Source organism: Sinomonas soli, assembly GCF_054782415.1.
This window is the reverse complement of the sequence record NZ_BAAGSN010000003.1, coordinates 324245-337394: the sequence shown is the minus strand read 5'-3', so window position 1 is coordinate 337394 and position 13150 is coordinate 324245. Positions and strand designations below refer to the sequence as shown.

The following is a 13150-nucleotide window of genomic DNA, read 5'->3' as shown; positions in this document are numbered from 1 at the left end:
GGCCTCCTCCTGCACCACGAAAGTAGCGAAGCATGGCGCGCAAAGTTGTTGTGACCGGCCTTGGTGCCACGACGCCCATCGGCGGCGACGTCCCGACCCTGTGGCAGAACGCCCTCAAGGGGGTCTCCGGCGTCCGCAGGCTCACCGATGACTGGGTCGAGCAGTACGAGCTGCCGGTCAAGATCGCCGCCAAGCTCTCCACCCCCGCCGACCAGGTGCTCAGCCGCGTCGAGATGAAGCGGATGGACCCCTCCACGCAGTACGGCGTGATCGCCGCCCGCGAGGCCTGGCGGGACTCCGGCATCGAGGAGATCGACCACGATCGCCTCGCGGTCGCCTTCGCCACCGGGATCGGCGGCGTCTGGACCCTGCTCAACGGGTGGGACACGCTCAAGGAGAAGGGCCCCCGGCGGGTCCTGCCCATGACCGTGCCGATGCTGATGCCCAACGGCGTGGCCGCGGCGGTCAGCCTCGACCTCGGCGCGCGGGCCGGCGCCCACACGCCCGTCTCGGCGTGCGCCTCCGGGACCGAGGCCATGGCTGTGGGCCAGGAGCTCATCCGGGCCGGCAAGGCCGACGTGGTGATGGTCGGCGGCGCAGAGGCCGCAATCCACCCGATGCCGCTCGCCTCCTTCGCCGCGATGCAGGCCCTCTCCAAGCGCAACGACGACCCCGAGCACGCTTCGCGGCCCTACGACCTCGACCGGGACGGATTTGTCATGGGCGAGGGGGCCGGTGCCCTCGTGCTGGAGGCCGAGGAGCACGCCCTCGCGCGCGGCGCCCGCATCTACGCCGAGCTCGCGGGCACTTCTGTCACGGCCGACGCCTACCACATCACGGCGCCGGACCCGGAGGGCCTGGGTGCCACCCGCGCCCTGAAGGCCGCAATGTTCGACGCCCGCGTCCAGCCGGAGGACATCGTCCACGTCAACGCCCATGCGACGTCCACCCCGGTGGGCGACAAGCCCGAGTACACCGCGCTCAAGGCCGCGCTCGGCAACCACGTGGACAACGTGGCGGTCTCCGCGACGAAGTCGCAGATGGGCCACCTCCTCGGCGCCTCAGGTGCCGTCGAGGCAGTGCTCACCGTGCTCGCCGTGCAGGAGCGCCGCGCCCCGGCCACGATCAACCTCGACCACCAGGACCCCGAGATCCCGCTCGATGTGGTCACGACCGCACGGGAGCTGCCCCAGGGGGACATCGTCGCCCTCAGCAACTCCTTCGGCTTCGGGGGCCACAACGCGGTCGTGGTGATCCGGAACCACTGACGCGGGCGCACGTCAGGGACGCGCGAACAGGGAGGGGCCAGTCGTGAGACTGGCCCCTCCCTGTTCGTCTCAGACGGACTGCGACGGGGCTGGGGGAAGGGCGGGGCTGGTGGAGGTCAGCCGACTTGGTGCAGCCAGCGGACCGGCGCGCCCTCGGCGGCATGGCGGAACGGCTCGAGCTCCTCGTCCCAGGCCTCGCCGAGGGCGAGGGAGAGCTCGTGGTACACGGCCGCGGCGTCCCCGCCCGCGGACTCGTAGGCGTACCGGATCCGGTCCTCCGAGATGACGATGTTGCCGTGCACGTCCGTCATGGCATGGAAGATCCCGAGCTCCGGGGTGTGCGACCAACGGCCCCCGTCCACGCTCGGGCTCGGCTCCTCGGTGACCTCGTAGCGCAGGTGCGCCCAGCCCCGCAGGGCCGAGGCGAGGTGTGCGCCCGTCCCGGGCTTGCCGATCCACGAAAGCTCGGCACGGAACATTCCCGGAGCGGCAGGCTGCGCCGTCCAGTCGAGGTCGGTCCGCTTGTCCACCACCGAGCTGATGGCCCACTCGACGTGCGGGCACAGCGCGCTCGGTGCCGAGTGCACGAACAGCAGACCACGGGTCATCACTGCAGACATTCCATCCTCCATCGCTGTCGGTACGTCTTCCCCTACGACCGTCAGCTGGCGGATCCAGCAATGCGTGGCTATTGAGTTGTCCCTCCGGGCGGAGGTGCCCCACGCCTTCAAGATGCGGGACCTGCTCCGACTGGGGCTTCGCGACCATTCTGCCGGACGAATCTGCCAGATTCCAGTGCGCCCCGCCAGTGGGACCGCCGGCTACGCGCGCGGATGGGACGCTAGGTAGCTTGCCCGGAGCCGTTCGACGGACACATGGGTGTACAGCTGGGTGGTCGCCAGGCTCGCGTGGCCGAGGAGCTCCTGCACGCTGCGGAGATCGGCGCCGCCGTCGAGGAGGTGGGTGGCCGCCGTGTGGCGGAGGGCGTGGGGACCGCTGGCCGAGGTGTCACCCAGCCCCCGCAGGGCGCGGTCGACGACGGCGCGGGCCTGCCGCTGCCCGAGCCGGCCTCCCCGGGCGCCGAGGAAGAGCGCGGCCCCGCTGGCACTCGTCGTGAGCGCGGCCCGGGCACCGAGCCAGCGCGTGAGGGCGTCTGCGGCAGGGACCCCGAACGGGACGGTCCTCTCCTTGTTGCCCTTCCCGAGCACCCGGATGGTCCGACGGCCGAAGTCCGCGTCGTCGACGTCGAGGGCCACGAGTTCACCGACCCGCACCCCGGTCGCGTAGAGGAGCTCGACTAGCGCGAGGTCCCTGACCGCCACCGGATCGCCACTGCCGGCGGCGGCCGAGGCGTCGCCGAGCAGGCGCTCCGCCTGGTCACGGTGCAGGACCTCGGGGAGGTGGGCCTGCCGCTTGGGCGCAGCGAGCCGGATGGCGGGATCAGCATTGACGTGGCCCTCCCGCGCCGCCCACGAGAGGAACGACCGCGCGGCCGCCGAACGCCGGGCGAGGGTCGACCGCGCGAGCCCGGCCTCACTCTGGCGGCCGAGCCAGCGGCGCAGCATGGCCAGGTCGACGGCGCGCAGGTCCACCGCGCCGTCGTCGGCGGCGGAAGCGAGCATCGAGGTGAGGTCCGATTCGTAGGCGCGCACCGTGTGGACGGATCGCCCGCGCTCCAGGGCCAGATAGCGCAGGAACGACCGAAGGGGCCCCTCCAGCCCTTCAGGCACCGCGTTGCTGCCCACACAGTCTCCTTGTCCCGGCCTCGGCCTCCTCCATCTTTCGCGGCGCGCGACGCCGCGGCAAGCCTGACACGCGCAGGAGGCGGCGGATCCAGGCCGGACCGCGGCACTGCGGAGCCGGATCAGTGCCATCACGCCTGCCTGCTGCGCTTCCAGCCGCCTTCGGACCGCTCGCACAGGCCCACAAGGCAGAGCCGCCCCAGGGCCGCCCGGACCTCTGCCTCGCTCAGACCGGCGACCACCGCCAGGCTCTCCACCCCTGCGCCCCTCCGCACGGGGAGCGCCTCGAGGACCATGAGGTCCACGAGGGAGAGCCCGTCATGGGCGCGGCCCTGCCCCTCCGGGTCCTCGGTCAGGCCTTCTCCCGACGGCGCCACCAGTTCGTAGGCCTCCTTCGCGTCGGTGACGCAGGTGGCGCCGTCCCGGAGGAGCCGGTGGCATCCAGCCGAGTTCGCGCTGTACACCGATCCGGGGACCGCGGCGACGTGCCGGCCGAGGTCCGCCGCCCGGCGGGCGGTGCTCAGCGCCCCGGACCGCCACCGGGCCTCAACCACCACGGTGAGCGCGGACAGCGCCGCGATGAGGCGGTTGCGCTTGAGGAAACGGTGCTTGGAGGGCGAAGCACCGGGAGGCAGCTCGGAGACGAGATGACCCCGCCGGGCGACCTCCCGGAGGAGTTCCTCGTTGCCTGAGGGATAGTAGCGGTCCACTCCCCCGGCCGTGACGGCGACCGTGGGGACCGCGGGCGCGCACGACGTGAGCGCGGCCCGGTGCGCCTGCCCGTCGATGCCGTAGGCCCCGCCACTGACCACGGTCAGCCCGAAGTCCGCCATTCCCCTGGCCAGCTCGCCCGCCACGGAGATCCCGTACCCGGTGGCGTCCCGTGATCCGACGATGGCCACGCTGCGCTCCGCTGCCGGGAGCGGCTCGTCGCCGCGGACCCACAGGCACAGGGGTGCCTCGGCCCCGAGTCCGAGGAGCCCGGCCGGCCATTCGGCGTCCTCGGGGATCACCAGCCGTCCGCCGAGCCGTGCGATCGCCTCGAGGTCCCGCTCGGGTGCCAGGTGCGCCACCCGCGGCGCCCACCGCTCGAGGGCGCTGGCGAGCGCGCCGGGCCTGGCTGCGGCCGCGCGCGGCCCGAACGCGTCCCCGCGGTCCGCACCGGCCGCTCCCTGGAGGGATCTCGCAAGGGCGCGCACCTCCTCGGCCGGCGCGCGACCGGCGGCGATCCTGAGGGCCTCCTCGGGTCCGAACGCCTCCACGAGGAGTGTCCCCACAGGATCCAGAGGCTCGAAGAGCCGGGACAGGGCCGCCCGGGCCACCCGTGCCTGATCCATGCCGCTGCCCCCCGCCTGCTGGGGCCAGCCGCCGCGCGGCTGCTGTCCTCCCGTCATGCCGCCACCGCCTGCCTGAGGAGGAGGGCCTGGCCTACCTCGTCCCCTCCTGGCCGTTCGAGCCCGGCGAGGTCGGCGATCGACCAGGCGAGTGCGTGGACACCACACTCGCCGAGGTCACAAGAGAGAAATCACCATGAGCATCACTGCAGCTTCCTACTCCCCCGGTACCCGCGTGATCCACCGCTCCTGGGGCGCCGGCGTGGAAAGCCGTCGCCGACGGCCGGCGGCGTCGCGGCACTCGTTCAGTTCGACAGCGGCCACACGGTCATGCTGCGAGCCGCGGACCTTCGCCCTGAGCACGAAGTCCGCCTCACGTGCCCCGAGCCCGTGGCGGCCCAGATCCCCGACCATGTGCCTGCCTCGTGGGCGCCGCGGTTCGATCAGGCAGGCGGCTGCGTCGCGTTCGACGGTGAGCCGATCCACGGGGACGGGTTCACCGTGGTGCCGGCGTGGAGCGTGGCCGAGGCGCGCATGCTCTACGTGATCGACTCGGCGGACGACCACTTCACAGCCGAGCAGGCCCGCGAGCTCGCCCGGATCCTTGCGGAGCTCGCCCCCTGAGCCGCTGTGCGCCTCTGTAAGCCCCTCTGGCCGACTCCAGCGGCACGCCCGCCATCAACGGCAGAGAGAGGCCTTCTCTGCCCCAGCAGTGGGGTGGAGAGGGCCCCTCTCTGTATGTGCTCAGTCCTCGAGGACGTGCTCTGGCGGGGTCTGCCCGAGTTGGTGGGCGATGCGGTCGGTGCGTGCGGCCGCGTGCCCGCGGATCCATGCCTTGCAGCGCTCCTCGTCCTTCCACGAGTAGGGATTGTGTCGCGGTGTGCGGCCGGTGCTGAACGCCCGGTAGCCCTCAACCTCTACACGTCGTGTCTCGCTCGAGGTCATGCGGTGGCTCTCGGTTTCTTGAAGCGGGCGAGCTCGCGCGCGGAGATCGCGCGTGCCTCGGCCACGCTGACGTGCCGGCCGAGCTTCGCGTTCACGTCGATGAACCGCAGCGCGAGGCTGTCGACTGTGTCGTCCGCCAAGACCGGCACCTTTTCTGCGACCTTTGCAGTGGGGCGAGCCTTCGCTTTCGCGCGCCGTGAGCGCCTGGCCCCCAGCCACACGAGGCCGCCCACAGCGAGGGCCACGAGCGGCCACGCGATGAACGGCGCCTTCTGGAAGAACACCACGACGGCGGCGACAAGAAGCAACGGGCCAGCCACCGTTGCGATCATCTGCTGCTTCTGCCGAGTGGTGAAGAGTGCCATGCGGTCACCCTACGCCGAGGCCGGGCCCTCGTCTTCGAATGGGAGAGGTATCTGCTGGGGGCCATGCTGATGGTCGAGGACGCGAAGGATCGTGTTCGTAACCTGCAGGGCTCCCCGCTTGGTCTTGCGTTGCTGCGTTCGCAGTAGCACTTTGAGGGTGTCGTTCGCCGCGAACCTTTCGGCGCCGGACTCGACACGCTCTCGGAATCCGAGGTCCTCGACTGCTGCGTGGAAGGAGTTGGCGCCGTCATTCACCTTCCACTTGTTGCCCTCGACGAAGGCCACGTTCTCCAGACGCACGACTACTTCGCGCTCCGTTGGTTCGAAGACGACTTCCTCCTGGTCGGGCACCTCAAAGGACTCCCGGTCCTCCTGAGAGACCACTACGGGTTGGGGGTCTGCCGAAGAGGTCAGAACTATCGAGTCGATGCCGTCCCGCTCAAGCGGCCGCGTCATCTCCTCGGCAGCTCGGCGGAACGCTGGGCTCTGAATGACCGAAAGGGACTCGGCCGGGAGGGTAATAGAGTCACCATTCGCGTCCGTGATCCGCACCTGCCCGGGTTCGATATGCTCGCGGCGCAGCCCGTGGCGCCCATGCATCCATTTCAGACCCCTGAACGCGGCGAGGACGACACCCAACAGACCTGTAGCGCTGAGCGTGGCCTGTGCCTCGCGGGACAGCAGCATGCCGAGCACCTGCTCATATATGCCGGGTATCTCGAGCATGAGGTCGACGGCGAACGAACCAGGCCGCTGCGCGTGGATGTCGAGTGACGCGGGCGGCGCATCATCACCGAGAGCCGTCTGCGCATCGCGGAAGAGGCGTGCCATCGCCAAGAGCGCTGGCGCCAGATCTTCGACACGCATGGCGTGGTCTTCGAGCGCGGGACCGTCAAATTTGACGCTGAACCCCTCGCGTGAAGTTGTCACTTCAGTCCCCCTGTGGCCTTCCTGCCCCCCAATGATTGCACGCGGCTCCGCGGCGACTCGTTTCTGAGCGAGGTCGAGTGCGTGTCACGTCTCGATCTGGGTGATTCGCGCTTGCCAGGACCGACGTCGCGAGCACGTGCACAGTGCGGTCGACGAGGATCCGAACGTCGCAGGCGCTCGAGAGCGCCGGCGAACGGGCCAGGGACAAGCCCATCGGCTAGGCAACAGCTTGCTCTGGACGGCGGCACGCGCTGGTGAGGGCGCGTTCGGCCCAGATTGGCGAAGGCTCCCCGAGCCACCCAAGAGCTACTGGGCGCGTGGCCTAAAGGGCAGCGTGGCTGGGGCTCGAGGCGGGCGCCACGCATCGCACTGCCCCCACCGCAGAGCATCTCGTTGCAGATTCAGCGCGATTTTCGTCGAAAACCGCCCGAACGGACGCTTTTCGTGCATACTAGGGGCATGTTCCTGCTTCGCTTCACCTTCGAGAACCACGGCAGCTTCCGAGATGAGGCAGACCTAACCCTTGTGAAACCCGAGCTGCGGAGCAGTCGCCCGAAGGAGGGGACTTGGGCGGAATGGACCGCGCCCGTCGCTGCGGTCTACGGTGCAAATGCATCTGGAAAGTCCTGCTTGCTCAATGCTCTCGCGTATATGCGGGATTTCATCGCCAATTCCGCTACCTCGTGGTCGTCGCGGAAGAGTATTCACCGTGATGCATTCGCCTTGGATGAGCGTTCGAAGAGCGCGCCTTCAACTTTTGCGCTTGACTTTGTGCTTGACGATATTCGATTCGAATACGGTTTCACCTTGGACTCCAAGGCTATCGTGGATGAATGGCTCTACACTTATCCCACTGGTCGCAAAAAGGTCTTGTTCGAGCGTAGCTCCGGAAGCGAGGGTCTAAGCTTCGGGCGCGCGCTAGGGGCGGGCGAATCGACTCTGGAGAAGGTGACCGGGCCTCGTGAATTGGTCCTGGCGAAGGGGGCGCTGCTGAAGCATGAGCAGCTGGGTCCCATATGGCTAGCCCTCACGAGAGACCTGAGTATCGCTCGGTTCGGTGAAGCGGACCGCCAAGGACGATTGCGATCCGTCATAAGCGACGTGGTAGACGGCACCTTCGCTCTGGACGACTTGAAGACCATGCTGAAAGTGGCAGATGTCGGAATCGCTGATGCTCGAGTTGAGCAGCAGGAGGCAGATCCGACGCTGACAAAGATACTTCAAGCGGTAATTAAGGCTGATGCCGAAGGAAAGGTGTTCGACGAAGAGATACCCGACGCAGCCTTCGAAAAGCTGCTCGTGGAGCTTGCGCGAAACCTTACCTTCGCGCACCGGGGCGAGAACGGAACCACTTTTGGCCTTCCGAGCGCTAAGCAAAGCACCGGGACCTTGACGTGGCTCTCCTTGGCTGCTCCCGCATTGAAGGCTGTGCGGCAAGGGGGCGTCCTTGCAGTGGACGAGCTGGACGCTAGCCTCCACCCGCAACTTGCAGAGGTTCTCGTGCAGATGTTCCAAGACCCCGAGATCAACACGAAGCATGCTCAGTTGATTTTCACAACGCACGACACATATTTCATATCGCCTAATTCAAAGGCGCAGCTGAATGAGAATGAGGTCTGGTTTGTCGAGAAGGCCGTTGATGGTGCTAGCGATTTGTTCAGACTGTCAGATTTTCCAACCCGGAAGGACCAGAACTTCTCGCGACGTTACCTTCAAGGCAGATATGGTGGTGTACCCTCTGTTGCTCCTTCCTTCCTAGCCTCGCTGATCGAGGCCGAGCAGGAACAGGCTGAGCAAGGAGAGACCGATGCCCCTACGAGTGGAAGCCTCTACGTTTAATGGTTCGGCGGTCTCAGCAGTTCAATCAGCGCCGAGGAAGGCGGCGGGAACGGTCGCGCATGTTGATCGTCACCGAGGGTACGAAGACTGAAGTGCAGTACCTCGAAGGCCTGGCACAGTTTCTGAGGTCAACCGGCGTATCCGTCCGCGATGCGCGTCGCAAAGGCGTCGGGAGGGACCCCATGGGGGTGCTGAGCGCAGCACTAGAACTGAATGAGCTTGACCCCGACGGTGGGTATGACGAGACATGGCTCGTTGTCGACGTCGATGAGCACGCGACTCTACAACCCGCCTTAGAAGATGCCCGCAGCCGCTCCATCCCGGTAGTAGTCTCGAATCCTTGTTTCGAGATATGGCTTCTCTGGCATTACGAAGACTGTGCTGCCCATCGGAGTCCGTCTGAACTCGCAAGAAAGCTAAGGGCGCACGGCCATACCGACAAGAAAGTGCCTCCAGGCTTCCCATTTGGAGAGTATGCGCGCGCGGAGCAGCGAGCCTCCGCTAGGCCCGTCCAGCACTCGTTGGCCGGTCCGAACCCTTCGAGTTCAATGCCAGTCCTTCTCAGGGCGATCCAGCGCAGTACTTGACCGCGGGAGGGGCCGCCTCCAGAACCCACCAGATCCCAGCCGCCGGGTGCACGACCCCCACTGGATTACCGCCAAACCTGAGGAAACGATACCCAAGAACGGTGACACGCCACCGTCCACGGACTGAAATTAGTCGACTCTTTCGATATCGGGTCTTTTTTGGTCTGGCGAGCTTGTGCCACCACCAGGATTTCCCCTGTTCCGGCGATGCGATCCAGCGGCGCGGAGGGCCATTGATGCGGCTATGCCCAAGATGCTAGGTAGCACTGGAGAACCTAGGATAGCGAGGAGAGACCTCCAGAACCCGGGATTAGACAAATACCCAGCGAAAACGGCAAAGAGCCACGCCAAGAAAATGACTATCAGGCCCGACGCAGTTAGTAGGGTGAGCTCCCGCCAGAAGCTGTCCTGCCTCACCCACGCGCGGAGGCCAGTCCTTCGGTCAGTTCCGTCGGCGCTGTGGTCGCCCATCGACCTAGGCTAGCAGCGAGGCTAGCCCCGGTGGCACCCCAACGACCGCTGTACCGCCTCGCTTCACGGCATCGGGCGCATTCCCGGCTGGCCACTGCCGGGTGCCTGGTGGCCAGGTGTGCCGTGCAGCGATGCCCGGCGGAACAGGCCGGCCACCTCGACGGCGCCCTGGGCCGCGTCCACGTGCTCCACGGCCGGCCCCATGACCGTGCCGTGGGGTGCGGCGACCGCCTGCCCGGTGTGCTTGTCTCGGTGCGGGACGGGCGTGGCGCTCACAGAGTGCCCTGCTGGGTCGGGACCGCTCGGCGGGTGGTGAGCTCCTGTGCAGCGGCCATGAGCTCGGTGAGGCCGCCGACCGGGCGGGGCGTGCTGCGCGCCGACGCCGCGACACGGGCCGCCATCGCGTAGGCCCCGGGCGTGGTGTTCGCCGAGGCGAGGGCAACGTGCCCGGACGAGTCGGTGGCCGGGATGCCCGGGACGACGAGAACGCCATCCGGGGTCCGGAACATCACGCCCCGGTCCGGGGGCGTCGAGGACGGGGACGGGCTCGCTGCGCTGGGATCTGTCACATGCCTCCGGTGAAGTGGGGGTTGATGGCGGCGGCCGCCGCGTCGGGCCCGAAGGCCTTCACGAGCTGGACGAACGCATGGTCGGATCCGAGCCAGGCGTGCCGGATGAGCGTCTGGACCCTCAGCACGTCGTCTTCGGACACCGGGGCCTGAGCCGGCGCGGCCCAGGCGAGCTTGGCGACGGCGAACCTCGAGTGCGGGTTCGCGGGGAAATCTACGAGTGAGACCTCGGAGAACACGCCGTCGACGACCCGGCCGTTCTTCGCGACCGCGTCCCGGACGATCCGCGGCTTCGCGACCCCGATCGAGAAGGCCTGGTAGACGCCTTCCTTCACGAGCCGCACCGCGGTCGGCTCGACCACGTGCGCCCTGAGCCACACCCCGCCCGGACGCTTCTCGAGCGCCACAGCCTTGCCAGCCGGCACGAGGCTCGAGGACTGCATCTGCCGCACGTTGCCGAACTGCTGAAACCAGGCGCGAAGTCCCTTTGCGGCGAAGTCCGAATCGATGATCTGGTCATCGAGGTCTAGGTCGTCAGTGGTTGCGATCCCGTGGGCATGTGACTTGTTCGAGCTTGGTTCCCGGACACCCGCCGTCGTGCCGACGAGGGAGCAGAGCGGCCCTGACCAGGCTCGGGATGGCCAGGGCCGACGCAGAAATGGAGATTCGGCGGGTCCAGAAATCCTCAAACGCGCGACCGCGGGCAGATTTCACCGCCGCATACTCGGTTCAGGCATCTTCTGGGTGATCCTCCCGGTAGTCTTCCATCACAGGCTCGCGACAGGGGGCAGTGGAGTTGCTCGCGGAACGACTGGAAGGCGTATGTCAGTAAAACCTCGGTCAAACTTGCCCGGCGTCCCGCCCTCGGCCGAAGCACTCCTAGACACCCGGCTCGTGGACATCGTCACCGACTTCATCGAGGGGCGCTGCAAGAACCACGCCTTCGTCACGGGGGGCTTCGGTACGGGAAAGTCGAAAGCAGTGGGCACCGCGGCCCTCGCAGCTGCTGCCGGTGGGAGCCGTGTTGCCCGCTTGGAGCAGGGTCCTCTGGGGATTTCCTCGTTTGACGACTTCCTCGCGGCTGTCGAGGTTGCCGCGGTAGTTACGGATGGTCATCCGGCGACGGATGGCAGCGGCCGGCGGGCTAGGAACTCGATTGAGCGCTCCCCACTTGTGATCGTCGTGGAGGGCTTGGATCAGCTCGTTCGCCAGATCCGCGCTGCTGACCGCCCTGCTTTCTCTGAACTCCTGATCGCACCGGAGGGGCCTCTCCTAATTGGCACCGCGATCCTGGGCGTCCTACCCGACGATTTCGCTCCCTCATTCGAGGTCCTCGAGACCGCCCCGGTCGGCGCCTTGGGCGAGGGCGTGCAAATAGCCGTTGAGCGCGCACTCCAGCATCGGGTTCTCGCGCCCTCCATCGGCTCTGACCTCTTGCGCATGTCGCGGCAAGTCGAACTCACTTTTCTCGGGAACCAATCATTTTGGGCGCTCGCAGGTGCGCACTTGGCGGTCGGGGATCAGGACCCGCTTGTCCGCGCAGAAGGCGATCTCCGTGCTCTGATGAAGGCGCACTACAGTGCGCTCCTCCTGCGGGTCGCACCGAGCGAGCAACGCGTCCTGCTGGAGATCGCCCGCGGTGGCGCGCCGCGAACCGTTCAGGAGATCGCTGAAGCCATCGAGGTGCGGAATCAGGCGGCTGCCAGTGCGATCGCAAGGCTGCACGCTGACGGTTGGGTGGTGAATATCCCAGCTCCGCCCGGCGCAGATAGAAGACGGAGCTGGTACGACATCGCCGACCCCCTATTGCGTGTCCATCTTCGGCCACAGGGCTGGGGTTCAGTCAGCGATCTGATCCGGTCAGTTGTCGACGCTTGGGAGGCTCCCTCGGCTACGGGAGTCGCAGCGCCTGACGCCGAGGATCTGGCCCAGGGTGACGATGAGGCAACGCGACGTGGCGAATCCGGAGAACCCGAGGTCGCCCGTGCATGGTTTCATGAGACGTTGCTGCAACGTGCCGAGGCAGAAGGACTCCGGGGCAGATCGATACTCGAGACGTACCGGGCTCTGGCTGTCTGGATGGGTAACTCAGGGGACAGACAACGGGCACAGCGCATGCTGATGGCAGCAATACGTGATCTGGACGATCTGATTGGGGCCAGCTCTCGAGAGGCCATCGAGGCACGAACACATGCGGCGTTGAACCTCGTCGAGCAGGGCGAGTTCGCGGAAGCCCGCCAGCGCTATGCGGAAGCGCTGGAGCTGGCGATCCGGGCAGATGAAGAGGACTTGACCGTCCACGCGCGACTGGGACTCGGTCGAACGCTCGGTGAGCAGGGCTACTTTCAACAGGCAGTTCAACACATCACCGGCGCGGTGGCGGACCTGCAAAGAGAGGCCAAGGCGAATCGCGAAGCACCGAAGGAGCTGTGGGCGCAGCTGTACCGTGCCCGCCGTGGTCTAGCGTACTGGTTGGCGCGCGGAGGTGATGCGTCCCAGGCATCGGCAATCCTTGAAGAGCTCCTCGAAGACCCGAGGATGAGCGAATACGACCGCCGGCGCGCCGAACTCGACCGCATCGGCATCGTGGCGCTCGTGGACCGAGCCCGGGCTGTATCCGACTATCAGCGGGCGGCCACTGAGATCGAGGCATCTGGGGTCGGTACCAAGCTCGCTACTTGGGCACGGTCTGCTGCTTTCGATATCGCCGTCGAGGAATGGCCGGGCGAGCCGGAGAAGTGGCCCATCCACGCGATGGACAGGCAATACCTCGAAGCCGCTGTCGTGCGATTGTTCGATGGCGGCCAGCTGGATCTTCAGGGGCTCGCCACGATGCTGGCCCAGGTCAGTGGGGCACAGGCGCGATCCCTTGCCGCCAGGCTATTGGCGATTCCAAGGCAACTGCCCCACGGCCAGCGTGCCGCACTGGTGCAGACGATCGTTCCATTTCTTCGGCGCGCGGCCGAACAGCGACTCCTCTCAGACCTCGCCTCCGCCTTGGAGCAAGATCCGGTGGCCGTGGCGAATCTTCCGGAAGAGTGGCGTCACGTGGTGGCCGGCATGCGCGATCTTGATCTCGATTCAATAACCTTCTGAGGTA

The 13150-nt window shown here is 67.0% G+C and carries 14 protein-coding genes; 5 read left to right on the top strand and 9 right to left on the bottom strand.

Going from position 1 to position 13150, the window contains the following annotated elements; genetic code table 11:
• Nucleotides 1–32: 32 nt before the first annotated feature.
• Complete coding sequence (gene fabF / locus ACYVKZ_RS02755; RefSeq protein ID WP_460990475.1) at nt 33–1268, top strand: beta-ketoacyl-ACP synthase II; 1236 nt, start codon at nt 33–35, stop codon at nt 1266–1268.
• 116 nt (nt 1269–1384) lie between these two features.
• Here fabF and ACYVKZ_RS02750 read toward each other — a convergent pair whose 3' ends face one another.
• The 3 genes from ACYVKZ_RS02750 to dprA all read right to left on the bottom strand — a co-directional run bounded on the left by ACYVKZ_RS02750 (nt 1385) and on the right by dprA (nt 4404).
• Nucleotides 1385–1888, bottom strand: coding sequence for a DUF3145 domain-containing protein (locus tag ACYVKZ_RS02750; RefSeq protein WP_307003511.1), 504 nt, complete (start codon nt 1886–1888; stop codon nt 1385–1387).
• Between the two features lie 201 nt (nt 1889–2089).
• Entirely contained in the window at nt 2090–3013 is a 924-nt protein-coding gene (locus ACYVKZ_RS02745) for a tyrosine recombinase XerC (RefSeq protein ID WP_460990474.1), read from the bottom strand.
• A 128-nt stretch (nt 3014–3141) separates the two neighbouring features.
• Nucleotides 3142–4404: a DNA-processing protein DprA gene (dprA, locus tag ACYVKZ_RS02740; RefSeq protein WP_460990473.1), complete on the bottom strand. Its 1263-nt coding sequence runs from the start codon at nt 4402–4404 to the stop codon at nt 3142–3144.
• 330 nt (nt 4405–4734) lie between these two features.
• Between dprA and ACYVKZ_RS02735 the strand changes: the two genes are divergently transcribed.
• Nucleotides 4735–4968, top strand: coding sequence for a hypothetical protein (locus ACYVKZ_RS02735; RefSeq protein WP_460990472.1), 234 nt, complete (start codon nt 4735–4737; stop codon nt 4966–4968).
• A gap of 120 nt (nt 4969–5088) precedes the next feature.
• Here ACYVKZ_RS02735 and ACYVKZ_RS02730 read toward each other — a convergent pair whose 3' ends face one another.
• From ACYVKZ_RS02730 to ACYVKZ_RS02720, 3 genes are read right to left on the bottom strand one after another with little or no spacing between them, the layout of a single operon-like run.
• The gene (locus ACYVKZ_RS02730) at nt 5089–5289 is read right to left on the bottom strand and encodes a ribosome modulation factor (RefSeq protein ID WP_460990471.1); all 201 of its coding nucleotides are present in this window, start codon (nt 5287–5289) and stop codon (nt 5089–5091) included.
• Entirely contained in the window at nt 5286–5654 is a 369-nt protein-coding gene (locus ACYVKZ_RS02725) for a hypothetical protein (protein ID WP_460990470.1), read from the bottom strand. The genes ACYVKZ_RS02730 and ACYVKZ_RS02725 overlap by 4 nt, the downstream gene beginning before the upstream one ends.
• A gap of 9 nt (nt 5655–5663) precedes the next feature.
• Complete coding sequence (locus ACYVKZ_RS02720; protein ID WP_460990469.1) at nt 5664–6584, bottom strand: hypothetical protein; 921 nt, start codon at nt 6582–6584, stop codon at nt 5664–5666.
• A 459-nt stretch (nt 6585–7043) separates the two neighbouring features.
• On the opposite strand from ACYVKZ_RS02720, the gene ACYVKZ_RS02715 reads away from it, so the two are divergent.
• The gene (locus tag ACYVKZ_RS02715) at nt 7044–8423 is read left to right on the top strand and encodes an AAA family ATPase (protein ID WP_460990468.1); all 1380 of its coding nucleotides are present in this window, start codon (nt 7044–7046) and stop codon (nt 8421–8423) included.
• The gene (locus ACYVKZ_RS02710) at nt 8423–9010 is read left to right on the top strand and encodes an RloB family protein (protein WP_460990467.1); all 588 of its coding nucleotides are present in this window, start codon (nt 8423–8425) and stop codon (nt 9008–9010) included. The genes ACYVKZ_RS02715 and ACYVKZ_RS02710 overlap by 1 nt, the downstream gene beginning before the upstream one ends.
• A gap of 534 nt (nt 9011–9544) precedes the next feature.
• Here the strand turns inward: ACYVKZ_RS02710 and ACYVKZ_RS02705 are convergent.
• Genes ACYVKZ_RS02705 through ACYVKZ_RS02695 form a run of 3 tightly spaced genes read right to left on the bottom strand, consistent with a single transcriptional unit; the run spans nt 9545 to nt 10493 of the window.
• A complete protein-coding gene (locus ACYVKZ_RS02705; protein ID WP_460990466.1) occupies nt 9545–9757 on the bottom strand; it encodes a hypothetical protein in 213 nt (70 codons plus the stop codon).
• A complete protein-coding gene (locus tag ACYVKZ_RS02700; RefSeq protein WP_460990465.1) occupies nt 9754–10050 on the bottom strand; it encodes a hypothetical protein in 297 nt (98 codons plus the stop codon). The genes ACYVKZ_RS02705 and ACYVKZ_RS02700 overlap by 4 nt, the downstream gene beginning before the upstream one ends.
• The gene (locus ACYVKZ_RS02695) at nt 10047–10493 is read right to left on the bottom strand and encodes an HK97 family phage prohead protease (RefSeq protein ID WP_460990464.1); all 447 of its coding nucleotides are present in this window, start codon (nt 10491–10493) and stop codon (nt 10047–10049) included. The genes ACYVKZ_RS02700 and ACYVKZ_RS02695 overlap by 4 nt, the downstream gene beginning before the upstream one ends.
• Nucleotides 10494–10944: 451 nt before the next feature.
• Here ACYVKZ_RS02695 and ACYVKZ_RS02690 point away from each other — a divergent pair, with 451 nt between their 5' ends.
• Entirely contained in the window at nt 10945–13146 is a 2202-nt protein-coding gene (locus tag ACYVKZ_RS02690) for a MarR family transcriptional regulator (RefSeq protein WP_460990463.1), read from the top strand.
• The last annotated feature ends 4 nt before the right edge of the window (nt 13147–13150 follow it).

Excerpts from the sequence above, each read along its gene's own strand:
- fabF (WP_460990475.1), top strand. The coding sequence starts at position 33 with ATGGCGCGCAAAGTTGTTGTGACCGGCCTTGGTGCCACGACGCCCATC.
- ACYVKZ_RS02750 (WP_307003511.1), bottom strand. The coding sequence starts at position 1,888 with ATGTCTGCAGTGATGACCCGTGGTCTGCTGTTCGTGCACTCGGCACCG.
- dprA (WP_460990473.1), bottom strand. The coding sequence starts at position 4,404 with ATGACGGGAGGACAGCAGCCGCGCGGCGGCTGGCCCCAGCAGGCGGGG.
- ACYVKZ_RS02730 (WP_460990471.1), bottom strand. The coding sequence starts at position 5,289 with ATGACCTCGAGCGAGACACGACGTGTAGAGGTTGAGGGCTACCGGGCG.
- ACYVKZ_RS02725 (WP_460990470.1), bottom strand. The coding sequence starts at position 5,654 with ATGGCACTCTTCACCACTCGGCAGAAGCAGCAGATGATCGCAACGGTG.
- ACYVKZ_RS02715 (WP_460990468.1), top strand. The coding sequence starts at position 7,044 with ATGTTCCTGCTTCGCTTCACCTTCGAGAACCACGGCAGCTTCCGAGAT.
- ACYVKZ_RS02710 (WP_460990467.1), top strand. The coding sequence starts at position 8,423 with ATGGTTCGGCGGTCTCAGCAGTTCAATCAGCGCCGAGGAAGGCGGCGG.
- ACYVKZ_RS02695 (WP_460990464.1), bottom strand. The coding sequence starts at position 10,493 with ATGCAGTCCTCGAGCCTCGTGCCGGCTGGCAAGGCTGTGGCGCTCGAG.